At 65.1% G+C, this 24,529-nt stretch carries 25 protein-coding genes and 1 pseudogene; 13 read left to right on the top strand and 13 right to left on the bottom strand.

The genetic code is table 11. The features are described 5' to 3' along the window. Window positions 1–83: 83 nt before the first annotated feature. Both ahpC and AB4Y36_RS05345 read right to left on the bottom strand, forming a co-directional pair. Window positions 84–647 (bottom strand): alkyl hydroperoxide reductase subunit C, encoded by a 564-nt coding sequence (gene ahpC, locus AB4Y36_RS05350; RefSeq protein ID WP_069261621.1) that lies wholly within the window; start codon window positions 645–647, stop codon window positions 84–86. 312 nt (window positions 648–959) lie between these two features. After that, a complete protein-coding gene (locus AB4Y36_RS05345) occupies window positions 960–1,868 on the bottom strand; it encodes a LysR family transcriptional regulator (protein WP_069261875.1) in 909 nt (302 codons plus the stop codon). Between the two features lie 167 nt (window positions 1,869–2,035). Between AB4Y36_RS05345 and AB4Y36_RS05340 the strand changes: the two genes are divergently transcribed. The 5 genes from AB4Y36_RS05340 (at window position 2,036) to AB4Y36_RS05320 (ending at window position 4,910) form a co-directional block, all read left to right on the top strand. Continuing rightward, window positions 2,036–2,761, top strand: coding sequence for a pirin family protein (locus tag AB4Y36_RS05340; RefSeq protein ID WP_342946799.1), 726 nt, complete (start codon window positions 2,036–2,038; stop codon window positions 2,759–2,761). A gap of 132 nt (window positions 2,762–2,893) precedes the next feature. Further along, a complete protein-coding gene (locus tag AB4Y36_RS05335) occupies window positions 2,894–3,307 on the top strand; it encodes a DoxX family protein (protein WP_042268447.1) in 414 nt (137 codons plus the stop codon). A gap of 195 nt (window positions 3,308–3,502) precedes the next feature. Further along, window positions 3,503–4,060: an aromatic acid exporter family protein gene (locus tag AB4Y36_RS05330; protein ID WP_368682485.1), complete on the top strand. Its 558-nt coding sequence runs from the start codon at window positions 3,503–3,505 to the stop codon at window positions 4,058–4,060. Between the two features lie 264 nt (window positions 4,061–4,324). Continuing rightward, window positions 4,325–4,453, top strand: coding sequence for a hypothetical protein (locus AB4Y36_RS05325; protein WP_256094453.1), 129 nt, complete (start codon window positions 4,325–4,327; stop codon window positions 4,451–4,453). Window positions 4,454–4,493: 40 nt separating this feature from the next. Continuing rightward, window positions 4,494–4,910 (top strand): rubredoxin, encoded by a 417-nt coding sequence (locus tag AB4Y36_RS05320; protein WP_342946801.1) that lies wholly within the window; start codon window positions 4,494–4,496, stop codon window positions 4,908–4,910. Between the two features lie 26 nt (window positions 4,911–4,936). On the opposite strand, the gene AB4Y36_RS05315 is transcribed toward AB4Y36_RS05320, so the two are convergent. Then, window positions 4,937–5,791, bottom strand: coding sequence for a helix-turn-helix transcriptional regulator (locus AB4Y36_RS05315; RefSeq protein WP_069261618.1), 855 nt, complete (start codon window positions 5,789–5,791; stop codon window positions 4,937–4,939). Window positions 5,792–5,921: 130 nt separating this feature from the next. On the opposite strand from AB4Y36_RS05315, the gene AB4Y36_RS05310 reads away from it, so the two are divergent. The 4 genes and pseudogenes from AB4Y36_RS05310 (at window position 5,922) to AB4Y36_RS05295 (ending at window position 10,431) form a co-directional block, all read left to right on the top strand. Further along, window positions 5,922–6,752, top strand: coding sequence for a carbon-nitrogen hydrolase family protein (locus tag AB4Y36_RS05310; protein ID WP_368682484.1), 831 nt, complete (start codon window positions 5,922–5,924; stop codon window positions 6,750–6,752). Window positions 6,753–6,875: 123 nt separating this feature from the next. Beyond that, window positions 6,876–8,231, top strand: a complete 1,356-nt coding sequence (locus AB4Y36_RS05305) for an APC family permease (RefSeq protein ID WP_368682483.1) — start codon at window positions 6,876–6,878, stop codon at window positions 8,229–8,231. A 100-nt stretch (window positions 8,232–8,331) separates the two neighbouring features. After that, window positions 8,332–8,963, top strand: a pseudogene (locus AB4Y36_RS05300) (branched-chain amino acid ABC transporter substrate-binding protein); the annotation flags it as partial. Window positions 8,964–9,348: 385 nt separating this feature from the next. Next, window positions 9,349–10,431, top strand: coding sequence for a DUF2242 domain-containing protein (locus AB4Y36_RS05295; protein WP_368606057.1), 1,083 nt, complete (start codon window positions 9,349–9,351; stop codon window positions 10,429–10,431). A 74-nt stretch (window positions 10,432–10,505) separates the two neighbouring features. Here the strand turns inward: AB4Y36_RS05295 and AB4Y36_RS05290 are convergent, their stop codons facing one another. After that, window positions 10,506–11,132: a LysE family translocator gene (locus tag AB4Y36_RS05290; RefSeq protein WP_368682482.1), complete on the bottom strand. Its 627-nt coding sequence runs from the start codon at window positions 11,130–11,132 to the stop codon at window positions 10,506–10,508. Between the two features lie 404 nt (window positions 11,133–11,536). Between AB4Y36_RS05290 and AB4Y36_RS05285 the strand changes: the two genes are divergently transcribed. After that, window positions 11,537–12,019: an Lrp/AsnC family transcriptional regulator gene (locus AB4Y36_RS05285; RefSeq protein ID WP_028202732.1), complete on the top strand. Its 483-nt coding sequence runs from the start codon at window positions 11,537–11,539 to the stop codon at window positions 12,017–12,019. 39 nt (window positions 12,020–12,058) lie between these two features. Here the strand turns inward: AB4Y36_RS05285 and AB4Y36_RS05280 are convergent, their stop codons facing one another. The 6 genes from AB4Y36_RS05280 to AB4Y36_RS05255 all read right to left on the bottom strand — a co-directional run bounded on the left by AB4Y36_RS05280 (window position 12,059) and on the right by AB4Y36_RS05255 (window position 18,048). Then, window positions 12,059–12,721: a flagellar motor protein MotB gene (locus AB4Y36_RS05280; RefSeq protein WP_368682481.1), complete on the bottom strand. Its 663-nt coding sequence runs from the start codon at window positions 12,719–12,721 to the stop codon at window positions 12,059–12,061. 6 nt (window positions 12,722–12,727) lie between these two features. Beyond that, window positions 12,728–13,531: a flagellar motor protein gene (locus tag AB4Y36_RS05275; protein WP_368682480.1), complete on the bottom strand. Its 804-nt coding sequence runs from the start codon at window positions 13,529–13,531 to the stop codon at window positions 12,728–12,730. A 14-nt stretch (window positions 13,532–13,545) separates the two neighbouring features. Continuing rightward, entirely contained in the window at window positions 13,546–14,772 is a 1,227-nt protein-coding gene (locus AB4Y36_RS05270) for a Crp/Fnr family transcriptional regulator (protein WP_368682479.1), read from the bottom strand. 317 nt (window positions 14,773–15,089) lie between these two features. Next, complete coding sequence (locus AB4Y36_RS05265; protein WP_069261610.1) at window positions 15,090–15,320, bottom strand: DUF2783 domain-containing protein; 231 nt, start codon at window positions 15,318–15,320, stop codon at window positions 15,090–15,092. An 18-nt stretch (window positions 15,321–15,338) separates the two neighbouring features. Continuing rightward, on the bottom strand, window positions 15,339–17,051 hold the full coding sequence (locus AB4Y36_RS05260) for an FAD-dependent oxidoreductase (RefSeq protein ID WP_368682478.1): 1,713 nt from the start codon (window positions 17,049–17,051) through the stop codon (window positions 15,339–15,341). 37 nt (window positions 17,052–17,088) lie between these two features. Continuing rightward, window positions 17,089–18,048: an MBL fold metallo-hydrolase gene (locus tag AB4Y36_RS05255; RefSeq protein ID WP_069261608.1), complete on the bottom strand. Its 960-nt coding sequence runs from the start codon at window positions 18,046–18,048 to the stop codon at window positions 17,089–17,091. 274 nt (window positions 18,049–18,322) lie between these two features. Here AB4Y36_RS05255 and AB4Y36_RS05250 point away from each other — a divergent pair, with 274 nt between their 5' ends. The 3 genes from AB4Y36_RS05250 to AB4Y36_RS05240 are packed head-to-tail and all read left to right on the top strand — an operon-like array spanning window position 18,323 to window position 21,562. Continuing rightward, entirely contained in the window at window positions 18,323–19,195 is an 873-nt protein-coding gene (locus AB4Y36_RS05250) for an IclR family transcriptional regulator (protein ID WP_368682477.1), read from the top strand. Between the two features lie 59 nt (window positions 19,196–19,254). Next, window positions 19,255–20,061 (top strand): IclR family transcriptional regulator, encoded by an 807-nt coding sequence (locus tag AB4Y36_RS05245; protein WP_368682593.1) that lies wholly within the window; start codon window positions 19,255–19,257, stop codon window positions 20,059–20,061. Window positions 20,062–20,110: 49 nt separating this feature from the next. Further along, window positions 20,111–21,562, top strand: a complete 1,452-nt coding sequence (locus tag AB4Y36_RS05240; RefSeq protein WP_368682476.1) for a cytochrome P450 — start codon at window positions 20,111–20,113, stop codon at window positions 21,560–21,562. Between the two features lie 11 nt (window positions 21,563–21,573). Here the strand turns inward: AB4Y36_RS05240 and AB4Y36_RS05235 are convergent, their stop codons facing one another. The 3 genes from AB4Y36_RS05235 to AB4Y36_RS05225 form a co-directional block, all read right to left on the bottom strand. Continuing rightward, entirely contained in the window at window positions 21,574–22,485 is a 912-nt protein-coding gene (locus AB4Y36_RS05235) for a MurR/RpiR family transcriptional regulator (RefSeq protein WP_069261604.1), read from the bottom strand. A 76-nt stretch (window positions 22,486–22,561) separates the two neighbouring features. Next, window positions 22,562–23,623 (bottom strand): ABC transporter ATP-binding protein, encoded by a 1,062-nt coding sequence (locus AB4Y36_RS05230; RefSeq protein WP_368682475.1) that lies wholly within the window; start codon window positions 23,621–23,623, stop codon window positions 22,562–22,564. A 61-nt stretch (window positions 23,624–23,684) separates the two neighbouring features. Beyond that, window positions 23,685–24,467 carry an SDR family oxidoreductase gene (locus AB4Y36_RS05225; protein ID WP_368682474.1) on the bottom strand — a complete coding sequence of 261 codons (783 nt, stop codon included), beginning with the start codon at window positions 24,465–24,467 and terminating at the stop codon, window positions 23,685–23,687. Window positions 24,468–24,529 lie beyond the last annotated feature (62 nt).

Raw genomic sequence — 24,529 nt, 5'->3', positions numbered from 1 at the left:
GGCCGACTGGGCGCGGCCCGGGGATACAGCTAGTGAGACTTCGGCGTCATGCGATCAGGGCGATCGCATTTGAACAGCAACGCTTAGATCTTGCCGACGAGGTCGAGCGACGGCTTGAGCGTTTCAGCGCCCGGCGTCCACTTGGCGGGGCAAACTTCACCCGGGTGTGCTGCCACGTACTGAGCAGCTTGCACCTTGCGCAGCAGTTCCTTGGCGTCACGGCCGATGCCGTTGTCATGGATTTCGCACAGCTTGATCTCGCCTTCCGGGTTGATCACGAACGTGCCGCGCAGTGCCAGACCTTCTTCTTCGATCATGACGTCGAAGTTGCGCGTGATTGCGCCCGTCGGGTCGCCGACCAGCGGGTACTGGATCTTGGCGATCGTGTCCGACGTGTCGTGCCATGCCTTGTGCGTGAAGTGCGTGTCGGTCGACACACCGTAGACTTCGACGCCCAGCTTCTGGAATTCCGCGTACTGGTCAGCCAGGTCGCCGAGTTCGGTCGGGCACACGAAAGTGAAGTCGGCCGGATAGAACACGACGACCGACCACTTGCCCTTGAGGTTTTCCTCAGAGACCGGAACGAACTTACCGTTGTGGTATGCGGTTGCCTTGAACGGCTTGACTTGCGTGTTGATGAGAGACATGCGTTGTTTCCTCGCTCTGGGTTGGGAAAAGGTATGGACGAAGATTACGGGAACCGCGTCCGTTTGAAAAATTGGTTGCTTTGATCGCGGGTATTAACCCTGCCTATCGGACCCCATAGCGTCCGTCAAAGCCCGCCGTTATGGGATTCCGCGCCCGCATCGCGCGGCCCGAGCAACCCTCGGGGCGGTGAGCATACAACGAAACTGCGACAAGGCGCCTCACGCGGCCGCGCTGTCATGTTGCGTTCACGAAGCTTTGTGCGTTAGATGCAGGCGCAACGGCCCTTCTGCAAGGGCCGCACGCTTGCTGCGTCAAAGCGCCCCGCCACGCGCGGTTGCCGCACGCGCCGCGAGCCGCTCGCGCAGGTATTGCGTGAATGCGCGGATCGTCACGGAAGCTTCACGATGCTGCGGGTACAGCGCATGGAGCGCGTTGGGCGGCGGCATGAACGGCTCCAGCACCTCCACCAGCAGCCCCGCATCAACCGATCCCGCCACGATGAAGTCCGGGAGGTAGCAGATGCCGAGCCCGGCAATGGCCGCGTCGCGGATCACTTCGCCGTTATTCGCGCGCAGCGGCCCATGCACGTCAAAAGGCGTGCGCACGCCATCAACGATGAATTCCCACGGCGCGCGGCCCTGCTGCCCGTACGGCAGGCAGGCGTGCTGCGCGAGATCGGCAGGCGTTTGGGGCGCGCGCCGGCGGCGCCGGTAGCCGGGACTGCAGCAGGCGATCATGCGCACGTCGATGAGCTTTTGCGCGACCAGCGTGGAATCCGCCAGCCGGCCGATCCGCAGCGCCATGTCGAAACCCTCGCCGATCACGTCGACGGTGCGGTCGCTCAGATCCATGTCGAAGCGCACGTCCGGATGCTCACGCAGAAATTCGGCGACGAGCGGCGAAAGGTGCGCCATGCCGAACGACATCGGCGCGCTCACTTTCAGCAAGCCGCGCGGCTCGCTGCGCCGGTCCGACATGGCCTGCTCGGCCTCCGAGACGTCCGAAAGGATGCGCTTCGCGCGCTCGTAGAAGTCCTGGCCGAGGTCCGTGACCGCCAGTTTGCGCGTGTTGCGCACCAGCAGGCGCGCGCCCAGATCGCCCTCCAGCGCCGCCACGCGCCGGCTCACGAACTGCTTGGAAAGCCGCAGCCGATGGGCCGCCGCCGTGAAATTGCCCGCATCCACGGTGGTCACGAAGATCCGCATGTCGTCGAGTTGCATTCCGATTGTCCACTTCATCGTGACAGTGAGTCGTATTTTACGGTGATTCCAGTCGATTTGATTGACCTAAAATTCTTCCATCGCAACCAATCAAGCGAATCCCATCAACCCAATGGGGCCAGGGTAAGGCGCTAAAGCGCCAACTCGGCCCGCCAGGAGAGACGAAAATGATCGAACTTCGCAAGGCAGACCAACGCGGCCGCGGTGAACATGGCTGGCTCAGCTCGCGTCACACGTTTTCGTTTGCCAACTACTACGATCCGAAGCAAGTGGGCTTCTCGGACCTGCTCGTGATCAACGACGACCGCGTGGCCCCGGCGCGCGGCTTCGGCAAGCACCCGCACCGCGACATGGAAATCTTCTCGTACGTGCTGGAAGGCGCGCTGGAGCACAAGGACTCGATGGGCACGGGCTCGGTGATCGTCCCCGGCGACGTGCAGCTGATGAGCGCCGGCACCGGTGTCGCGCACAGCGAGTTCAACCACTCGGCCGACGAAGGGGTGCACTTCCTGCAGATCTGGATTGCGCCGAACGTGAAGGGTGCGCAGCCGCGCTACCAGCAGAAGAACATCGCCGATGAGGAAAAGCGCGGCAAGTTCCGCCTGATCCTCTCGCCGGACGGCGCCGACGACTCGCTGCTGCTGCGCCAGGACACACGCGTCTATGCAGGCCGCCTCGACGGCGCGGAAACGGCGAAGATCGAAGTGGGCGCCGACCGCTACGCTTACGTTCACGTGGCGCGCGGCAGCGTGAAGCTGAACGGCGTGGAACTGGGCGAGGGCGACGGCGCGCGCATCCGCGCCGAGCGCGAGTTGAGCTTCAGCGACGGACACGATGCAGAGGTCCTCGTGTTCGATCTGCGTAATATCGAAGTGTCGGAGCTCTGGTCCTGACTTCGGCGTTGCGCCTGAGGTTATGCTTGCGCAGACCGGCGCGCGGCGGTCCATTCACTCAAAGTGGGCCGCCGCCCGGCAAAGCGCGAACTGATACGTAGTGAACTGCTTAAAACTTATTCGGAGAAAACCATGCGATACAACCTGTTCGGGCCGGGCAACGACGTCGTGCTGCTGGTCTCACGCATTCTGCTGACTTCCCTGTTCATCCTGTTCGGCTGGTCCAAGATCACCGGCTTTTCGGGCACGGTCGACTACATGGCGCACGTGGGCGCGCCCGTGCCGATGCTGTCGGCCGTCATCGCCGTGATCATGGAGTTCGCTGTCGGCATCCTGCTGCTCGTGGGTTTCTACACGCGGCCGCTCGCCGTGCTGCTCGCGATCTATACCGTTGCAACGGCCTTCATCGGCCATCACTTCTGGACCATGACGGGCGCCGATCAAATGGCGAACATGATCAACTTCTACAAGAACATCAGCATCGCCGGCGGACTGCTCGCACTCGCGGTAACGGGTCCGGGCGCGATCTCGATCGACAGGAAGTAACGCACGGTTTTTCGGCTGTAGAAAGGCGCGATGCCGGTTGGCATCGCGCCTTTTTTTGTCTCGCTCCTGCGCCACGCGGCGACGCCGTTGCGCATGCATCGCCTGCCCGACGATCCGCATATTGCAAACACGGCTTGATATGCTTGGCAACGCGCCCGCCCAGCCTCACGTTCTCCTTACGACCGATCACGCGCAATGCACGACCCACAAGACAACCTCTATGCCTACCTGACTTCGCTCCAGCAATCGGCGCTCGGCACGCTCAAGCGCCTGCCGCTCAAGAGTCGCGCCGCGCAAGGCACGCTCATGGCGATGCGCGCCGTGTGCGCGGCAGGCCTTGCATACAGCATCGGCCGCGCGCTCCACACCGAACAAGCGTTCTGGGCCGCGATCACGGCGATTGCCGTCACCCAGCACGATTACGCCGATACGCTTGCGCAGTCGCGCGACCAGTTCATCGGCGCGATTGCGGGCGGCGCGGTGGGGCTCGCGACGGCGGCGTTCGGCCCGGAAAATCTCGCGGCCTACCTCGTCGCCGTGAGCGTGGTGATCATCGGCTGCTGGTGCCTGAGCGTGAGCACCGCCGCGCGACTGGGCGCGATCACCACCACGATCGTGCTGCTCGTGCCCATTAACGGACCAGTGTGGGACGTCGCGCTCTTTCGCGTGGCGCAGGTCGCCATCGGCATGGCGTGCGCGGTGCCGGTCAGCTGGCTGTTCTCGTATATCGAACGGCGCTGGCTGCAGTTGTGAGCCGCTTCTCTCAACGCCTGCGAAATAAACCATCTCCGCGCGCTCAGGAATCCGGCCCAGATTAGCGGCGATAATCGACGCCGCTGTGCGGCGCAGGTTGCCGCGGCGAATCTGCGGCGCGTGCGCACAGTCGCCCCGCAAATGCCCCCGCCGATGCGAAATCGTGCGAAACTCCCCCGCCGCGCTCTGCCGCCGTCATGCCGATGATGGCGACTTTTCGGGGCGCAATCGAAATCGCAACCCACGCCGCCGCAAATTTACCCTATGAACACCACCACCCGTCCCACGGCTTCGAACGCCAAGTCCAGCAAGTCCATCACGCTCCTGCAAATGCTCGCGCTGATCGGCGCTGGCGGCATCGCGGCCTCGCTGCTGTTCCGCTACTTCCTGTAAGCGCAGCGCGTCCGGGGCATCAAGCCAACCGTTTTCGCTTATGTACAAGAAAGGCGTCGCCCTCGAAATCCAGTTCTCTCCTGAACGCCTGAATGACGGCGCAGGCGACCCGTACTGGATCGACCTCACCGCCGACGAAGCCGCCGCGCTGCTCGCCACGCTACAAAGCAAGCTCGCTGAACGCGAGAGCACCGCAGCGCCGCTCGTCGTCGCGCTCGACACCCCGCCCGAAGGCGCCACGCCCGAGGCCTCCTCAAGCGCCTCGACGGCTGCGGCCAGCGCCGACGACGGGCTCAAGCAATGGGTCTGTGTGATCTGTGGCTGGGTGTATGACGAAGCGGCAGGCGCCCCCGACGACGGCCTCGCTCCCGGCACCCGCTGGGCCGATGTGCCCGACGACTGGCGCTGCCCGCTCTGCGACGTGGGCAAGGAAGACTTCGCGCTCGTCGAGTTCTGACGCGCGCCGTCGAAGGCGCGCGGCGCTCATACGCCCGCGCGCCCGAGCGGCTCGTAGAAAAGCGCAAACAACTCCGACTGCGAACTCACGCCGAGCTTCGCGTAGATATGCTTCTTGTGCGCGCGCACGGTCTCGAACGAAATGGCGAGCCGCTCCGCAATCGCGCGCGTGGAAAAACCGCTCAGGCTCAAACGCACCACTTCGATCTCGCGCGCGGTGAGCGGCACGCGTCCGCTTTGCTGCGTGACCGCCTCGATGCGGCTCGCAAAGCCCGCCTCGCTCAACTGCCCCTGCTGCGCCGCGCTGTCGGCTTCAGATACGTCAGACGCGACTGCCTCGGCAACACCCTCGGCAAACGTCTCATACGCAAGCCGCTGCTTCATGAGCGCGATCACCCACGGCGCGAACATCGCGAACAACGCAATATCGCGCTCCGTGTAATGGTGCTTTGCGCCTAGCGAGAAAATCAGCGTGCGCGCTTCGTCGAGAGGCACGTTGAACTGCACTTCGTCGCCGATGATGTTGCTCTTGAAGTAACGCTGATAGTAGTCCGTCATGCGGAAATTATCGGGCGCGACTTCGGCCAGCGTGACGAGTCCTGCGCGCGGCTTTTCGCTCGCGTTCAGATAGAACGGATCGAGCAGGTACATCCCCTCCAGATACGCGCGGAACAAGAGATCCACGGTGCCGTCGGGCATGGGCGACTCGGCGCATACGAGCGGCGCGCGATCGCGCCGGAAGACGAGCGCAACCCAGTTGTCGAACGCGACGAAGCGCTCGATCACACGCGTCATGCGGGTCCAGAAGTCGGGGCCGTCGAGGGCGTCGATCAGCGTCGCGATATGGTGATGGAACGCACGGTCCTGCCAGTCCAGTTCCATGAGGGGCTCCATGGGTCCTCCGATCAGGGTACCCCTGCAGGGTAATTTCTCGACAAAAATAACGTGGAGATAATAGCGGCTCCAGACGCCCACGCGGTGCTTTACGTAATACATAAGGAAGGAGACAAGCATGCAACTCGAACTCGCGCAGATCCCGATCGTGGACGGCGCAGTCGCTCCCAACCTCGCCCGCGTACTCGACGCTATGGCCAAAAGCCATGAAGGCAGCGATCTCATCGTCTTCCCCGAAGCCACGCTCACGGGCTTTCCCACCCGCGAAAACGTGCGCGACGTAGCCGAATCGCTCGAAGGTCCGTCTTTGAGCAAAGTCCGTGACGCCGCTCGCGCCGCGAAGATCGGCGTGGCGGTCGGCCTTGCCGAGCGCGACGGCGACCGCTTCTACAACACGACCGTCCTGATCGACGAACGCGGCGACATCGCGCTGCGCTACCGCAAGACGCATCTGTGGGCCACGGACGTGGGCGTATTCACGCCCGGCGACCACTTCGAGGTGTGCGAATTCAAGGGCATGACCGTGGGTCTCCTGATTTGCTACGACATCGAGTTTCCCGAAACGGCGCGCGCCGTGGCCTCGCTCGGCGCGGAAATGCTCGTCGTCACGAACGGCAATATGGATCCGTTCGGCCCCGTGCATCGCCGCGCGATCGTTGCGCGCGCAATGGAGAACCAGATGTTCGCCGCGCTCGTGAACCGCACCGGCGACGGCGACGACAACCTCACGTTCCCCGGCGAAACAGCGCTCGTGAGCCCGTTCGGCGACGTGCTCTGCGAGTTGAAGAACGAAGACGCGGTGCTGCACGCGAAGGTGGATCGCGCGCTGCTCGCGCAAAGCCGCGAACACTACAGCTATCTGCACGACGCACGCATTGCGCTCAATCTCGCGGACGAGAACGACGCGCAAGGCCGTCGCTCGCTCAATATCCGCCCGCGCACGCGTTAAAGGCGCGTAGCACTAATACCCGGTAACAAGCCCGGCAACCAGCGATCCGGCAAGCCACCCTGCGCGGCTCGCCAGGCTCGCCCATGCCTGCCTGAACCGCAGCACCCAGGAGACAACTGCATCATGAAGCCTGCCTCGCCGTCGCAAGAACGCGGCACTCAAGAACCTCACCTGAAACGCACGCTCGGCCTGCCGTCCGTGCTCCTGTTCGGCCTCGCCTATATGGCGCCGCTGATAGTCTACGGCACCTACGGCGTGCTCGCAGGCGCGAGCCAGGACACCGCCGCCCTCGCGTATCTCATCGCGCTCGTCGCAATCGTGTTCACGGCGTTCAGCTACGGCAAGCTCGCGCGTCTTTTCCCGGTGGCGGGTTCGGCCTACACGTACACGCGCAAGAGCTTCAATTCGCACCTGGGCTTCATGATCGGCTGGGCCACACTGCTCGATTACTTCTTCCTGCCGATGGTGATCTGGCTGATCGGCGCGGCGTATCTTGGCGCGGCGTTTCCGAGCGTGCCCACGTGGATCTGGATCGTCGCGTTCATCGTGCTCACGAGTGTGCTGAACGTCATCGGCATCGAACTTGCCGCGCGTTTCAACATCGTGCTGATGGTCGTGCAGCTCGGCATCGCAGTAATGTTCGTTGTCCTGTGTTTGCACTACGCCTCCGCGGCCGCAGGCCCGGGCGGGCTCGTCACGGCGCAGCCGTTCTTCCAGCCGCACGTGCCGCTCTCGGCCACGATGGCGGGCGCCGCGATCGCCGCGTATTCGTACCTCGGCTTCGACGCCGTTTCCACGCTCACCGAAGAAACCATCGAGCCCGAAAAGACCATCCCGCGCGCCATCGTGCTGATCGCGCTGGTGGGCGGCGCGATCTTCGTGATCGCCGCGTACACGCTGCAGCTCGCGCATCCGGGCGCCGTGTTCAAGGACCCCGATTCGGCCGCGTTCGAAATCGCTCGCAAAGTGGGCGGCGATATCTTCGTGACGATTTTCCTCGCGGGCCTGATCCTCGCGCAGTTCGCCTCGGGCATCTCGGCGCAGGCCAGCGTGGGGCGTCTGCTCTACGCGATGGGCCGCGATGAAGTGCTGCCGAAGTCGATTTTCGGCTACATCCACCCGCGCTTTCGCACGCCTGCGATCAACATCGCGATTGCCGGTATCGTCGGTTTGATCGCGCTGAAGCTCGACGTGGCCACGTCCACCTCGTTCATCAACTTCGGCGCGTTCCTCGCGTTCACTTCGGTGAATCTGTGCGTGATCCGCCAGTACTTCAGCGGCGCGGCGGGCACGCGTGGCTTTGGGTTGCTCGGCGGTCTGGTGTTCCCGCTGATCGGCGCCGTGACCGACATCTGGCTGCTGTGCAGCCTCGAAAAGACCGCCATCGTGCTCGGCGTGATCTGGTTCGTGCTCGGCCTCGTGTACCTCGGCTGGATCACGCGGTGCTTCCGCCAGGCGCCGCCCGAAATGGCGGTGTAAGCGCAACGCTTCACACGCAAGTCTGCTTCAAGGAAAACGGCGAGCGTCCTTACGGGCGCTCGCCGTTTTTCCATTCTGCCTGAAGTTCAAGCGCTTCGCCGTGATCGACGACCGCACGGCCTACGGTCAAGGCGTGGCCGAAGAATTCGCCAAGGCCGTGAAGGCGGCCGGCGGCACGGTGGTCGCGCAGGAATTCACGAACGACAAGGCCGTGGACTTCCGCTCGATTCTCACGCACGTCAAGTCGGCCGACGCCGACCCGATCTTCTACGGCGGCGCCGACACGCAGGCCGCGCCGATGCTCAAGCAAATGAAGTCGCTCGCGATCAAGGCCACGCTGATCGGCCCCGACATGATGCACTCGGACTAGCTCATCAAGATTGCCGGTCCGTCGGCAGAAGGCGCGCTCGCTTCGTCAGGCGGCAGCCCGCTCGACCAGATGCCGGGTGGCAGAGCTATGTCGAGCGCTACACCAAGCGCTTCAACAAGCCGGTCGAGCTGTATTCGCCGTACGCGTATGACGGCACGCGCGCCGTGTTCGCCGCCATGAAGAAGGCGAATTCGACCGATCCGCACCTCTACCTCGCCTCGCTCAAGACGACGAACATGAAGGGCGTGACCACGAACGAGCTGGCCTACGACCAGTACGGCGACCTCAAATACGGCGGCGTGACGGTCTACAAGGTCGTGAACGGCAAGTGGCAGCCGCTCACGACGGTCGGCACGAAGTAAGGCGACGAAGTGAACCGATGAAGTGAGCCCCCACTCACGCCGCGTTGCGGGCGCGGCGCCAGGTGTGGTTCGGACGATTTGGCGCATCGCGCACAGAACAGCCGGCGGTACCCGGCTGCGGCGCACGCCAGCGGGTTCTCTTCTCCGCTCGCTGTCCCGGGCGCCGGCTCGATACGGGCTTTCGCGTTGGGCGGAAGCCCGTTTTTTTTGTCATGTGGGATGTAAGCTTCGAGACGCCTTCGTCCGGCTTTCGAAATGCCTCGAAAAAACGAGCGTTCGGTCGTGCGCAGCGGAACCGAACTACAATGCATGCCGTCCGATGCAATGCCGCATTGCTGCCCTGTTTGCCCCGAATATGTCCCGTTTTTTAAAAGTTTTCCCTCGTTTGCCCGTCCCGCTTCGCAGCGCAGCTCTCGCCGTCATCACGGTGACGCTGGCTGCTGCGCTCGGCGCGTGCTCCTCGCCCAAGCCCAAGTTCCAGGAAGATCAGCTGCTGAGCACCGCGCCCAGCCAGTTCTCGCGCAGCTTCAACTACGCGAGCACTGACGCCTGCGAATCGTCGCGCCGCGCACTGCTGAGCCAGGGCTACATGACGACGATGACGCGCGACGACACCGTCGACGCCACGAAGAACTTCCAGCCGACGTTGGATCAGCACATCGTCGTGGAGGTGCACGTGGTCTGCACGCCGGGCGACGCGAGCAATACGAGCATGGTGTACGTGAACGCCGTGCAGAACGGCTACGCGCTCAAGAAGAGCGATACCTCGGCGAGCGTGGGGCTCTCGATTCTGGGGTCGGTTTCGCTGCCGATTCGCTCGAACAGCGACGAGATGGTCAAGATTTCGAGCGAGACGATCCAGTCGGGCCCGTTTTACTCGCGCTTCTTCGATCTGGTGGGGCGCTATTTGAGCGCTTCGGCGCGCAGCGAGCCTGTGCCGGGCGGCGGCGCGATCAAGATTTCGCCGTTGCCGCCGCCGATCGAGCCGGTCACGGCAAGCGCCGCACCCGCCGCGACCACGGTGGGGTCGGCCGCACCGGCGGCCGCCGCTGCGGCTGCCGCGACGGGTGCGGCGGTGTTGCACACCAACGCGCTGCCGGCCGCGCCGGTTGTGACAGCGCCACCGGCTGCGCCCGCGCCAACTCCGGCGCCTGCCACGGCGGCGCCCGCGCCTGCCGCTTCTGCGCCGGGTGCATCCGCACCGGTCGACCACGGCGCCGCAACCGCGGCGGCTATCATGGGTGTGCCGGCGCCGGTTGCGGCAAACCCGCAATCTGCGGCGCTCGCGACGAGTGTGACCACTCACAATGCCGCGACGCCCGTGGCGGCGTCAGCTAGCGTAGCAACGGCACAAACGCTCGCCTCGGCCTCGACGACCTCCGGCCCCCAGAGCGTGCCAGCGGAATCGGCAACACGCTCAGCGGCCATGCCGACCGCAGCGCCGGCCGCATCGACCACGTCGCCTTAAGCATCGCCGCGCGCCAAACCCGCGTCACGTCAGCCGGTTCGCGCGCCCGCGCGAGCCATCCGCCGCCTGCGCGCTCAGCGCAAGCCGGCCATCATCGCGCCCATACCCACGAGCAGGCTGCCCATCAGGCGATTCACGGCGCGCATGCGCCTCGGCCGCTGCAGCACGTGGCGCAGCCGGTGCGAAAAGAGCGCCATCGAAGCCACGCCGCCCGCAAACAGCAGCGCGAACGTCGCCGCCAGTAGCAAATACTGACGATTGGCGCTCCAGGGCGCATCGGCGCTCATGAACTGCGGGAAAAACGACGGGAAGAACAGCAAGGTCTTCGGGTTGAGCCCGGAAGTCGCGAATCCGCGCCAGAACAAATCGCGACGGCTCGCGCCATCGGCTTCGGCAGGGGCATCCGTGCCCGTCAAGGAGCGGCTGCGCCACTGCTTGCCGCCCAGCCAGACAAGGTAGGCCGCGCCCAGCCATCGCAATACCGTAAGTGAATGCTCACTAATGAGTAGCAGTGAATTGAGGCACAGCGCCGTCAGCGCGAGCTGGAGGAGCACCGCGAACGTGCCGCCCCAGACGCAGGGCAGCGCGTGACGCCAGCCGGCACGGAGCGCCTGGCTCATGGTGAGCACGTTGACGGGACCGGGCGTGTAGACAAGGACGAGCGCGGCGGCGAGAAAAGAGAGATACAGCTGGATCGACATTGCGGGGCGTGCTGGCGAAGACGGATGACGAACGGCGCTCGGGGTCGCCGGGGTTATTAAAAACGGGTATCGAAAACGGGCAACAAAAAACCGCGCGAAAGCGCGGTTTTCAAATGCCATCTGCCTGACCGGACATTGCTGGCAGCGCGGTGAACGCACGCAACGCCCGGTAGCCGCCGCAGAATGCAACGGAAACGGCCCTGACGGACCGCCGCGGCTCGTGGCTGCGACGGCGCTTCCCACTGCGGGGAGGTGGCCGCGTGGGTCGTGCCAGGCAAGAAGGCATGCGGAAAATATACCGGGGAATAGCGTGTATAGGCTTCCCGTTTTCAGGCAGAATCGGCCAATTGACGGAATCTTCTTCCGTTAAAATTGCCACAACCTGAACAAGATTCTTTTTCGCCATGAGCCCTCGTGAACGCCCGCCCAAAGCGCTCGACAACCAGGACCGCAAGATCCTCAGCGCCCTGCAAAAGAACGCCCGACTTTCGAACGCCGAACTTGCCGAGCAAGTGGGCATGTCCACCACGGCGTGCTGGAACCGCACGCGCCAGCTCGAAGCCGATGGCTATATCGACGGCTATGTCGCGCTCGTGAACCAGCAAAAGCTGGGCTACGCCGACATCGTGATTCTGGAAGTGACGCTCGACCGTCACGAAGACGACGCGCTCGCGCGCTTCGGCGCAGAACTCGCGGCGCTGCCCGAAGTGCTGGAGGCCTATCTCGTCTCCGGCGAGTACGACTACTGGATCAAGGTGGCGGTCGATGGCACCGCCGGCTACGAACGCTTCCTGCGCGAGAAGCTCTATCGCATCTCGAGCATTCGCCACAGCCGGTCGATGTTCGCCTTGCGCTGCATGAAGGACGTGCCGTCCATGCAAGTGTGACGCGCGTTTGCTTTGGCAATCACGCGTAAGGCATGAGCTTCAGCGCTGCACGATCAGCGTCACGCGCCGGTTCAGCGCGCGGCTCGCGGGGTCGTTGCCTGCCACGAGCGGGAAGTTGTCGGCGCGGCCAATCGCGGCGAGCCGGTGAGGTTCGATGCCGCGCTCGACCAGATAGCGCACCACCGCGCCCGCACGCGCCGATGAGAGCTCCCAGTTCGACGCGAATTTCGCGTTCGAGATCGGCGTGCTGTCGGTGTGCCCTTCCACGAGGATGTTGCCCGCCGGCGCCGCGCGCAACACCTCCGCGATACGGCTCAGCACGCCAAGCGATTCGGGCAGCAGCGTGGCATCGCCCGCGTTGAACAGGATCTTCGCGTTGATGCCGATCTCCACGCCGCGCGCCGCCGGCGCGATCGTGATTTCGCCGCGCTGGCGCAGCGTTTCGAGCGCGGCGAGCAATGCCTGATCGACGGCAGGCATTTTCACGGCCGCTGCCGCCGTGCTCGTCGATTGCGCTGCCGATCGTATTTCGGATTCCTTATGCTTCGCCAGCTGCATCGCGTAGAGCGCGAGGAACAGCACCATCAGCGTCGTGATCAGGTCCGCGTAGGAAATGAGCCAGCGGCCGGAACTCGATTCGCCGCCCTCGTCCTCGTCGTGATCGAACTGTGCCGTGAGCGGCAAGTCTTTATCGGAAAGCATGGGCGGTCAGCTCGCGTGCGTGGTGTCCAGCGCCCATACGTTCGCTTCGCCCTGCAACCCGCCGCTCTTGCCGCCCACCTCGCCAGCGAGACGCGTGGCGATCGTGTGCGGCGACTCCTTGCGCGAAATGGCGAGCAGGCCGTCGAGATAGAGCTTGCGCAGGCGCAGTTCGCTTTCGATATGCGCGCGTATCTTGCCATACAGCGGCAGAAAAACGAGGTTCGCGAAAGCAAGTCCGTACAGCGTGGCGATGAAGGCCACGGCAATGCCGGGCCCGAGTTCGGCAGGCTCGATCAGATGCCCCGTGACCTGAATGAGGCCGAGCACCGAGCCGAGAATGCCAAACGTGGGCGCATAGCCGCCCGCCTGCTGCCACACGCGCGCCGCCGCCATGTGCTTGCGCCCGGAGGCTTCGAGTTCGCGCTGGAGCGCATCTTCGAGCACGGCGGTCGAAACGCCGCTCGCAAGCAATTCGAGCCCGCGCCGCGCGAACGGATGAATGCCCTGGCGGTCCATCGACTCGAATGCGAGCAGTCCGTTGAGCTTGGCCTGATCGCCCCACTCCAGCACGGCGGCGAGGCTCGCTTCATCGACGCGCGGCGCTTTCACGAACGCCATGCGCAAATGCTTGATGGCGTCGAAGAAGCGCGCCCACGTGTTCTGGATCATCACGGCGCCGAGCGTGCCGCCCAGCACGATGGCCAGCGCCTCGGGCTGGAGCAGCGTGACGAAATGGCCGCCTTCGAGCGAGAAGCCCGCGACCACAGCGAGCGCGCCAATGGCGATACCGATCAGGGTAAGCAGATCCATGCGTGTCTCCCAACTCAGCGATCTGCCTGGCGTCCGCCAGGCGACTTGAGTGCACGCACCGCTTCAAGCAGGCGCTGCTCGATATCTTCGACTTCCACGGGATCGATCTTGATGTCGCGGCGCATGACCCACGACACTTCGTTCTTGCGTGCGTCCACCATTACCGAGAGCAGGCGCTCGGATACGGCCTGATCTTCGATCGAGGCGAGCAGTTTCGCGAGATCGTAGGTATCGAGTGCGCTCACGGCTTCGAACAGCGTGCGTTGATCGACGAACAACAGATCGTCGAGCGACTTGAGTTCGCCCGAGCCTCGGCCCGTGCGCTTCGAGAAATACGCCACGCCCTTTTGCTCGACGAAGTTCAGCACCTTCGACTTGCGGAACGCGAAGACCTCATCGGCGATTTCGGCGTGCGAGAGCTTGTTGAGAATGACCTTGCGCTCCACGCCGATCAGCGCTTCGAGATCGCCCAGCTCGATCAGTTCGAGTTCGCTGTTGATCGACACATCGAGATCGCTGTCTGCGACCTGCGTCGCGCGCTCCACGATGCGTACGGGGTCGAACGTCACCACCTGGCGGCCCAACGCGCCTTCTGCCGCTGCCGCATTGTTGGCGAGATGCGTGGCCTGCCCGCTTTGCATCGCGACGAGATTGAGCTTCTCCATGCGCCGGAGCATGGCCATCACATGCGGACGAGAATGGCCGGCCACGGCACGGCATTTCTGCACGACGTCGGCGAGCGGCACGCTCACTTCGGCACCACTCGCGCCCTGTCGCGACCAGGTATCGCCGCCTTCGGCGCGATCGCTCGCCCCTGCGATCAACGCGAGCACATGCGCGTACGACAGTACGCCCGGCATGAAGTCCGCATGGGTGTAGGTGGCGAGCAGATCGTCCTTCGCCTTGACGCGCCGCGTGAGCGTGCGCACCACATGGCGCAGCATCGGGGTGACGCGTTCGAGTTCCTCTTCGATGAGAGTCGCCGGCACGACGGTCAGCTGGCAAAAGCTAAGCGCCTTCGCCGTGTTCGGCCGCGGTTCCGCGCTGAGCAGCGCAGTCTCGCCGAAAAATTCGCCGCGTCCGAGCGTGGCCATGACGACTTTCTTGTCGTCGCAGCGGGTGGAGATTTCGACCTTGCCGTCGGCGATCACGAAGATCAACCGTTCGCCTGCAAAGCCTTCCGAATAAATGACCTCGCCCGGCGCCGCCGTACGCGACCATGTTTGACTGCTGCGATTCAAGTTGTATCCCCGGAAAACGATTCCATCGCCCGCATTTGTCTGACTATCTTATGCGTTTGCGAAGTGAGTGCTATGTGTCGCGTTTACGGCGTATCCCAAGGCGTTCTTGAATCAGCTTGCATAGATGGCACGCGTGGAAAGCATGCCGAAAGTCGGTGACGCGAGCCAGTGCGCCGAGGTGTCATGCGCGCTTTGCAAACGCAAACGATTGCTTGCGCGAGAAGTGCCGCAAATGGGCGATGAATTAGGTGGGGCAAATGAATGCGGCCAGTTCGCACTGGCCGCATGTGTCAACGCTATCGGTCTCTTTCAGGCTTTCACGCCGCAAGTTTTCCCGTGTCGCCGTTGCTCGCCGGCGCGCTCACGCCTGCGCGCGCGAAGCGAAGCGCTTGCATCAGCGTTTCGTGCTCGCCGATGTGGTTCGCGAGCAGCAGGATCAGCTGCGCATTGACAGATTGACTCTGCGCCTCGTCGAGATCGCGATGCATGTCGATCAGCGCTTCATAAAAGTCGTCCGGTCTTGCCAGATTCGGTTGGGTGTTCAGCATGGTTGCCTCCTCGTTCCTCTATGCCGTGCCTTGCACGCACAGCGCCCGCTTGAGCGCGCTCTGCACGCGCGCCGCATCGGCGCGCCGCCAGCGCGCGCTCACGTGCTGGTCCGGACGAATCAGATAGAACGCGCCGTCCTGCGCGCCGTAGCGCTGCGCCGCCAGCCCGTGCACGTCGCGCAGCACCGCGGTCGATGCAGGCAGACCCGCGGGCACAGCCGCGTTGCCTTCGAGCATCACCACGAACTTGAGCGGCACCGCGGAACGCGAGAGCGCCTGCAGCGTGTCGAGCGTCGCGGTATCGAAGGCCGAGCCCGCGCGGCTGAACACGAGGCCCGCGAACTGGTCGCCCAGATGCGCGAGCAGCCAGCTTTCGCCGCCCGCTGCGTTTTGCACCGGCGCGTCTACGCACGAAGCGCCTGGCTCCATCTGGCCGTCGAACGTCTCTTCGTCGGGCGTGTTCAAGGTCGATTCGCGCAACACCGCCGGCACGGAAAGCCGGCCGCTGTTCACGAGTTGCCGCGCAAACGCATGCTCGCGGGCGAGCGTGAGCACGGCGTCGCGGAACACGCGGCTCACCGCGCTCTTGGGCGTGATGAAGTCGGTCGAGCGCGTGGAGTTGCGGATGTTTTCGTCGGCTGCATATTCGCGCTCGCTCGCGTAGGTGTCGAGCAGCGCGTCGGGCGCGTGGTTCTCCAGCACCATCGCGAGCTTCCATGCGAGGTTCTCGCCGTCCTGGAAGCCGCTATTCGCACCGCGCGCGCCGAACGGCGAAACCAGATGCGCCGAGTCGCCCGCGAACAGCACGTTGCCCTGGCGGAAGCTGTCCATGCGCAGACACGAGAACGTGTAGATGCTCACCCACTCCAGCTCGAACTTCACGTCGGGCCCGAGCAGCGCGCGCACGCGCGGAATCACGCGCTCGGGCGTTTTTTCGAGCACCGGGTCGGCGTCCCAGCCGAGCTGGAAGTCGATGCGCCAGACGTTGTCGGGCTGGCGATGCAGCAGCACCGACTGGTTCGGATGGAACGGCGGATCGAACCAGAACCAGCGTTCGGTGGGGAAGTCCGCTTCCATCTTCACGTCGGCGATCAGGAAGCGGTCCTTGAAGGTGCGGCCGTGGCTGTCGAGGCCGAGCAGTTTGCGCAACGGGCTGCGCGAGCCGTCGGCGGCCACGACGTAGCGCGCGAGCAGCGTGTATGGGCCGTCGGGCGTTTCGATTTCGAGCGCGACGTGCGCATCCGCGGCACCCGGCGTGCCATGCTGCGCGACGCCCGTCACCTTGTTTTTCCAGCGGATTTCGAGGTTCGGCAACGCCTGCGCACGTTCGAGCAGGTAGCCTTCCACATAGTACTGCTGAAGATTCACGAAAGCCGGCCGATGATGGCCGCTTTCGGGCAGCAGGTTGAACGTGTAGATGAGTTCGTCCTTGCGGAACACCTTGCCGACGTTCCAGCTCACGCCCTTTTCGACCATGCGGTCGCCGCAGCCGAGGCGGTCGAAGATATCGAGCGAGCGCTTGGAAAAGCAGATGGCGCGCGACCCCGTGGAAAGCGTGCAGTCGTCGTCGACGAGCACCACCGGCACACCTTGCCGCGCGAGGTCGATGGCCGTCGCGAGACCCACTGGCCCCGCGCCGACCACCACGACCGGACGCACGCACACGGCGGCGTCCGGAGTTTGTTCGCTGCATCGCGCGTAGTCGAAGGTCAGCGTCTGATAGTCGATCATTCTTGTCTCCTGCCACGTATTCCAGACGTTTGTCGCTTCAGTCCTGCAGCGCGTCCCACATCTCCTTGTCGCGCTGTGCCGTCCAGATGCGCGGATGCGTAATGCCGCTCGCCTCGTCATATGCGCGCGTCACATCGAACGGCAGGCAATGCTCGTAGATGAACACGTGGCCGAACTTCGGGTCCATTGCCTCGCGCGTGAGCGACATCGCACCCTTCAGGTCGAGCTTCTGCGCCACGGCGGCGCGGCCTTGCGCGAGCAGCGTAGTCACGAAGTCCTTCGTGTAATCGAGACCCTTGTTGACTTCCGCAGGATTGAGCAGCGCGGGGCCGCGGCCCGGCACGAGCTTTTCAGCGCCAAGCGAGCGCAGCGCTTCCAGCGTGGCGGGCCACTCGGCGAGTTGAGCGTCGCCGCAATAGCACGCAGCGTCGTATTCGACGAGGTCGCCCGAGAACAGCACCTTCTGCTGCGGCAGCCATACGACCGTGTCGCCCTTCGTGTGACCCGAGCCGAGGTGCGCGATCTTCACTTCGAGCTTGCCGAGGAACAGCGTGATTTCCTTCTCGAACACGAGCGTGGGCCATGTGAGGCCCGGCACCGTTTCGACGCCCGCGAACAGGCGCGGGAAGCGCTCGATTTCCGACTTCATGTCGGCTTCGCCGCGCTCGACGATCATTTCATACGTGCCGCGGCTCGCGATGATCTGCTGCGCGCCTTCCTTGAAGTACGCCGAAGCGCCCAGGACGCGCACCGCGTGATAGTGCGAGAGCACGACGTATTTGATGGGCTTGTCGGTGACGGTGCGAATCTTCGCGATGAGGTCCTGCGCCATGGCGGGCGTGGCCGTGGTGTCGACGATCAGCACGCCGTCGTCGCCGATGATGACGCCCGAGTTGGGGTCGCCTTCCGTGGTGTACGCGTATGCGTTTTCCGAGAGCTGCGTGAAGGTGACCTTCTTTTCTTCGAGGTCGGCCTGGGATGCGAACGCCTTTGCCATGTTGAGTCTCCGTATCGAGGGGCTCTTGAAGCCGGGGCGGGGCGAAGCGCGCCCGGGCCGGGCGCGTTGGGCGCCAGCCCGGGTTGTCTCGCCCCGTTTGAAATTGAATTGGACCGCTGTTGTGCCGGGGTGAGGCCATCATGGTCTTCCCGTTTTTATTTGTCAATAGCGAATTACATCGCTATATGCTAATTTCCGACCAAAGCACGCTGCAGTCCGTACGCCTGCCGCCGTTCAGTTAACATGGACCCTTTTTCAGCCAGAGAAAAGCGCAATGAGACGTCGCAATGAAAGCGCTGCGTCCGCGCCGGAAAGCAGCGCGACGGCCGCCCGCACGCAGCGCGGCATCCAGAGCGTGGAAGTAGGCGGACGCCTGCTGCGCGCCCTCGCCGACGCGCGCGCGCCGCTTGGCGCCACCGAACTCGCGGCGAGCGGCGACATTCCGTCGAGCCAGGCGCATGCCTATCTCGTGAGCCTGACGCGCCTCGGGCTCATCAAGCGCGACGCGCTTTCGGGGCGCTATGAACCCGGCCCGCTCGCGCTGCGCCTCGGCCTGCTGCATCTGGCGCAGCAACCGGCGCTGCGCGAGGCCGTGCCGCGCGCCGCCGCGCTCGCGCAGGCGCTCAACTGCAGCGTTGCGCTATGCATTGCCGGGCCGCAGGGGCCGACTATCGTGCGCTACGAGCACGCGAGCCTGCCGCTGCACGTGAACCTGCACGTCGGCACGGTGATGTCGCTGCGGGCCACGGCCACGGGCCGCATGTTCTGTGCGTTCCTCGCGCCCGAGGCGCTCGAAGCCGCATGGGCCACGCAAACCGCGCAGCCGGTGTGGCGCGGCATCAGCCACGTGGCCAGTGCCGCCGGCGCGCCCTCGGAAAGCACGCCGGATGCCGCCTTCCTCGCCTCGCTCGACGCCATCCGTGCACGCGGCTACGAACTCGCCATCGACGCGCCCAGCCCCGGCGTCAGCAGCGTGTGCGTGCCCGTGCTCGGCCCTGGACAAGAACTGAGCCTCACCCTCACCGCTATCGGCGCGACCGGCGTGATCGACGTGCGCGCGAACGGCGCGGTCGTGCGCGCGCTGCGCGACGCCGCTGCCGAAATCACCGCCGCCGCTTTTTCATCGACACCGACATGCCCCGAGTAAGCTCCAGGCCTGCGCGCGACGACGCAACGCAAGCCGCCGGCGAAGACGCCGCAACCGGCATGGCAGCCGAGGCCGCCGACAAACCGCAACGCGGCATCCAGTCACTCGATGTCACGGGCGAGCTGCTCGCCGCGCTCGTCGCGGCGGGCACGCCCTTGCCGCTGCGCGACCTCGCCGCCGCCGCGGGGATGGCGCCCGCCAAGGCTTTCCCGCACCTCGTGAGCCTGCAGAAGATCGGCCTGCTCGCGCGCGACGCGGCGGGCCGCTACGAAGCGGGACCGCTCAGTCTCGAACTTGGCCTGATCGGCCTTGCGCGTCTTTCGCCGGTTCGCGAAGCCGATGCCGAGCTGGTGGGCCTCGCCGCCGCCACCGCGATGAGCGTCGCGCTCGCGGTGCCGGGGCCGCTCGGCCCGACCGTCGTGCGCCTCGAAGAATCGGCGCTGCCGCTGCACGTGAGCCTGCGCCCCGGCACGGTGATGTCGCTCGTGAACACGTCGATCGGTCGCGTGTTCGCCGCATGGGTCGACGACGATGTGCGCGCAGCCTTCCTCGCCCAGGACGAACTGCGGCTCGCTGGCGCGAAGCCGCGCGAAGGCGCCACGCCCGCCTACCTCGCGCGGCTCGCCGCGATTCGCGCCGAGGGCGTGGACACGGCGCTCGACAAACCCATTCCCGGCATCAGCACCGTGACCGCGCCCGTGTTCGACCACACCGGCGGCGTGTGCCTCGTGCTCGCGGTGATGGGCCCTTCGGGCAGCCTCGACGTCGCACGCGAAGGCACGGCAACGCAACTGCTGATCGCCGCCGCGGAACGCCTCTCGCGGCGCTTCGGTTACATGGAAGGCGCGGCGGCCGCGCCGCTATGAGCGCCTTTCGCACGCGATATAAAAACGACCACATGATGAGAACCACCCCATGAGCACGGCATCCACCGGACAAGCATTGCGCCAGATCGCCGACCTGCCCTGCCCGCGCGGCCTGCCGCTCGTCGGCAATCTGCTGCAACTTTCGCCACCGCGTCTACATTTGATCCTCGAGCAATGGGCCGCCGAACTCGGCGCGCCCTACCGCTTCCAGGTGGGCGGCATCCCCATCACGATCTGGACCGATACCGAACTGATCCAGCAGATCATGCGCGAGCGTCCGCATCGCTTCCGCCGCTATCAGCCCATCGAAGCGGTGTTCGAGGAGATGGGCTTCAACGGCCTTTTCTCGGCAGAAGGCGTTGCGTGGGAACCGCAGCGCAAGCTCGTGATGCAGGCGCTCTCGATACCCAACATCAAGGCGTTCTACCCCACGCTGGCCGATATCACGCAACGTCTTCACACCCGCTGGCAACGCGCGGCCGAGCGCGGCGAAACCGTCGAGATGACCGACGACCTCAAGCGCTACACCGTGGACGTAACGAGCGCGCTCGCGTTCGGCGAAGATCCGCGCACGCTCGAGCGCGATCACGGCGTGATTCAGGAGCACCTGGAGCGCATCCTGCCGGGCGTGATGAGGCGCACCAACGCGCTCTTTCCGTACTGGCGATATGTCAAACTGCCGGCGGACCGCAAGCTCGAGCGCTCGCTCGAGGAAGTGCACCGCTACGTCAACGCGATGATGGCGCGCGCCCGCGAGCGCATGCGCGACGAGCCGTCGGATGCGCCGCGAAATCTGCTCGAAGCGATGCTCTCGCAACAGCAGGCGCCGGGCGGTGAGACGACCATCAGCGACGCGCAGATCCACGCAAACGTGCTCACGCTCCTGATCGCGGGCGAAGACACGACCGCCGACTCTATCGCGTGGACGCTGCCCTACCTCGCCACGGATCCGGCCTTGCAGCGGCATCTCGGCGACGAAGCCTCACGCGTGCTCGGCAATTCGACGGTCTGTCCCGACTACGCCACGTTGAAAGACCTCGATATTTTCGAGGCGATCTGTATCGAAGCCACGCGTCTGCGTCCGGTGGCGTCGGTGCATTCGTTCGAGCCGCTCGAAGATGTCGTGGTGGACAACGTGGCGTTGCCCAAGGGCACGCGCATGTTCTTCGTCGCGCGTCCCGCCATGCTCGACGCGAAGCATTTCGCCGATCCACAGCGTTACGATCCGTGGCGCTGGATGAAGCGCGGCGAACGCGAAGCCGATGATGGAAAAGCCCATGACGTGCGCGCGTATCTGCAGTTCGGCGCCGGGCCGCGCGTGTGCCCTGGCCGCCATCTCGCGACGGTGGAAATGCGCCTCGCGCTCTCGATGCTGATGAAGTCGTTCACGATCGAACTGGCGATCGATCCCGCAAGGATTCAGGAAGTGCAGGCGTTTACGATGGTGCCGGATACGATGCCGGTGAAGCTCAAGCGGCGCGAAGGCGCTGCGGCTGCGTAAGCTTCAACGCGTCAACGCCCGTCTTCGGGTGTGCCGACCGTGGAGGCATCGTCGGGCGCGCCATCGCTGCGCGCCTGGGCGTCGCGCATCTTGGCAAGCGCCTTGGGCCCGAGCCCGAGCGACACGCCCAGCGCGAGCGCATCGAGCACCGCGAGATGCGCGATGCGCACCACGGCGGGCGCGTGTGCATCGCTCGCGGCGGGCACGCGCAGCAAGAGTGGAATATCGACCACCCACGCGAGACGCGAACCCGCACTCGTAAGCGCGATGGTCGTCGCGCCGCGCTCCTTGGCGATCTGAATGCTCTCGTTGACTTCCACGCTGCGCCCCGACTGGGAGATCGCGAACGCCACGTCACCAGGTTCGAGCAACGCCGCGTAAAGGCGCTGCAGATGCGCATCCGTGAACGCGCTCGCGGCAATGTCGAGCCGTAGCAAGCGTAGCGCCGCGTCTTGCGCAACGAGCCCAGAACCCGCGCCCACGCCGAAAAAGTACACGCGACGCGCGCTGGAGAGCGCCGCGACGGCAGCCTCGAACACCGCCGTATCGAGTGAAGCGCGCGCGTGGGTCACGCCCTGCACGACCGACTCCGTCACCTTGTCGAGCAAGGTGCCGACCTCGCCGGCCCACCCGGCGCCGCTCGCCTCGCCACCCGTCATCTCGGTGGCGAGCGCGAAGGGCACGTTGCCCGCCGCGCTCTGCGCGAGCCGCATCTTGAAGTCGCGCAGGCCGTGCGCGCCCACCGCGCGGCAAAAGCGCGTGACGGAGGGCTCGGACACGTCCGCGCGCAACGCGAGTTCGGTGATGCTCCCGCGCATGGCGAAGTCGATGTCGGCGAGCACCATCTCCGCGACCTTGCGCTCGGCGGGACGCAGCGACTCCGCGACATTGCGGATGTGATGGATCAGGTTGGAGACCGGCAAGCTGTTTTTCCCGTGGAAGATACCAGGTTCTGCTCACATGAGGGCCCGCTATCCAGTTTCGATGCGTGCTTCCGCTTCAATCGAGCCGCTTGCCGCTTTCAGTATCGAACAGATGCAGGTGCGCCAAAGGCAAACCTAGCGTCATGCGCTGGCCCGGAGAAACGTCCGGGCGCGCGCGCGTGGTGACGCACCATGTGGTCGCGCCTATTTTCCCGTACAAGTGGGTCTCCGCGCCAGTCGGCTCGATCACATCGACGGTGAATGGCACGTCGCCGCCCGCCTCGATGTGCTCGGGCCGCACGCCGAGCGTCACGCGCGCCCCCGCCTGGGCCTTGCCTTCCGGCAGCACAATACGCACGCCGTCTTCGAGCACGAGCGCCGTGCCGCGCGCGTCGCTCATCACCGTGCCCTCGGCGAAGTTCATCGAAGGCGAGCCGAGGAAGCTCGCCACGAACAGGTTGCCCGGTTTGTCGTAGAGGTCGAGCGGGCGGCCGATCTGTTCGATGCGCCCCGCGTTCATCACGACGATGCGGTCGGCCATCGTCATCGCCTCGATCTGGTCGTGCGTGACGTACACCACCGTGTTGCGCAGACGCTGGTGCAGCGCCTTGATCTCGGTGCGCATCTGCACGCGCAGCTTGGCGTCGAGGTTCGAAAGCGGCTCGTCGAACAGGAACAGCGCGGGCTCACGCACCACGGCGCGCCCCATGGCGACGCGCTGGCGCTGGCCGCCCGAGAGCGCGCGCGGCAAGCGCTCCAGGTAGCTCGACAGGTTGAGCATTTTCGCGGCGGCTTCGATGCGCGGCTTGAAACCATTCTCGCGCTCCTTGCGAATGCGCGGACCGAACGCGATGTTGTCGTACACCGACAGATGTGGGTACAGCGCGTAGCTCTGGAACACCATCGAGATATTGCGCTGCTGCGGCGGCAATGCGTTCGCGCGCGTGCCGCCGATGGTGAGGTCGCCGCCGGAGATGTCTTCGAGGCCGGCGATCATGCGCATCACCGTGGTCTTGCCGCAACCCGAGGGACCGACGAGCACGACGAATTCGCCGTCTTCGATGTCGAGGTCGACGCCGTGCACGACCTGGGTGTCGCCATAACGCTTGTAGATGCCGTTCAGTTGTACCGCTGCCATGCTGTCCTCGTTTGCGTGAAGTCTTGTCAGGTCGCTCAGATCAATTCGCCGCGTGCGCGCCTCAGAACGGATCGAGCGTCAGGTCGTTCGCCATCATCCGGTTGCCCGCCATGAGGCCCGCATCCACGGGCAGCGCCACGCCCGTGATCACGCGTGCTTGCGGCGAGGCGAGAAACTGCACGGCGTCGGCGATATCCTCGGGCGTGGCCACGTCGCCTAGCGGATACCACTTGCTCAGTTCTTCGAATATCTTTGGATGCTGCTCGATGCGCGCGCGCCACGCGGGCGTCTTCACCGTGCCGGGGCAAACGATGTTCGCGCGTATGCCGTGCGGGCCCAGCTCCATGGCGAGCGCCTTCGTGTAGCTCACGAGGCCCGCCTTCGCCGCGCTATACGCGGGGTGGCCGAGCGCCGACAGGCCGTTCACCGAGCCGATCAGCACGAGCGCGCCGCGCCGGCGCTCGATCATCGAGGCGCGCACGGCTTCGACCGTGTAGTAGGTCCCGTTCAGATTCAGGTCGATGTCGCGCCGCCAGCTCGCGGCGTCGGTATGCGCGAGCGTCGTGCCGAGCGCGCCGCCCGCGTTCGCCACGGCCACGTCGACCGGGCCACGCGCCGCCACGCCGCGCGCCACGGCTGCGGTCACGGCGGCTTGATCGCTCACGTCGGCGGCGAGCGGTTCGAGGCGCGCCGCGCCCGCTTCGCCGAATTCGGCCGCGAGCTGTTGCACGCCCGCCGCGTCGCGGTCGAGCGCGAGCACCGTGTCGCCCGCTTCCAGAAACCGTTTGCATAGCGCGCGGCCTATGCCGCCGCTCGCGCCCGTCACCAGCACCACCCGGCTCATGTCGACTCTCCGTGCGGCTCGCCAGCCTTGCCGGAGAGCCTGAAAATTTCCTACATACGAAT

The sequence above is a fragment of the Paraburkholderia sp. BR10936 genome, assembly GCF_040965735.1.
Taxonomy (GTDB): domain Bacteria; phylum Pseudomonadota; class Gammaproteobacteria; order Burkholderiales; family Burkholderiaceae; genus Paraburkholderia; species Paraburkholderia nodosa_A.
The sequence above is the reverse complement of the archived record's forward strand: the minus strand, read 5'-3'. Positions and strand labels throughout refer to the sequence as shown.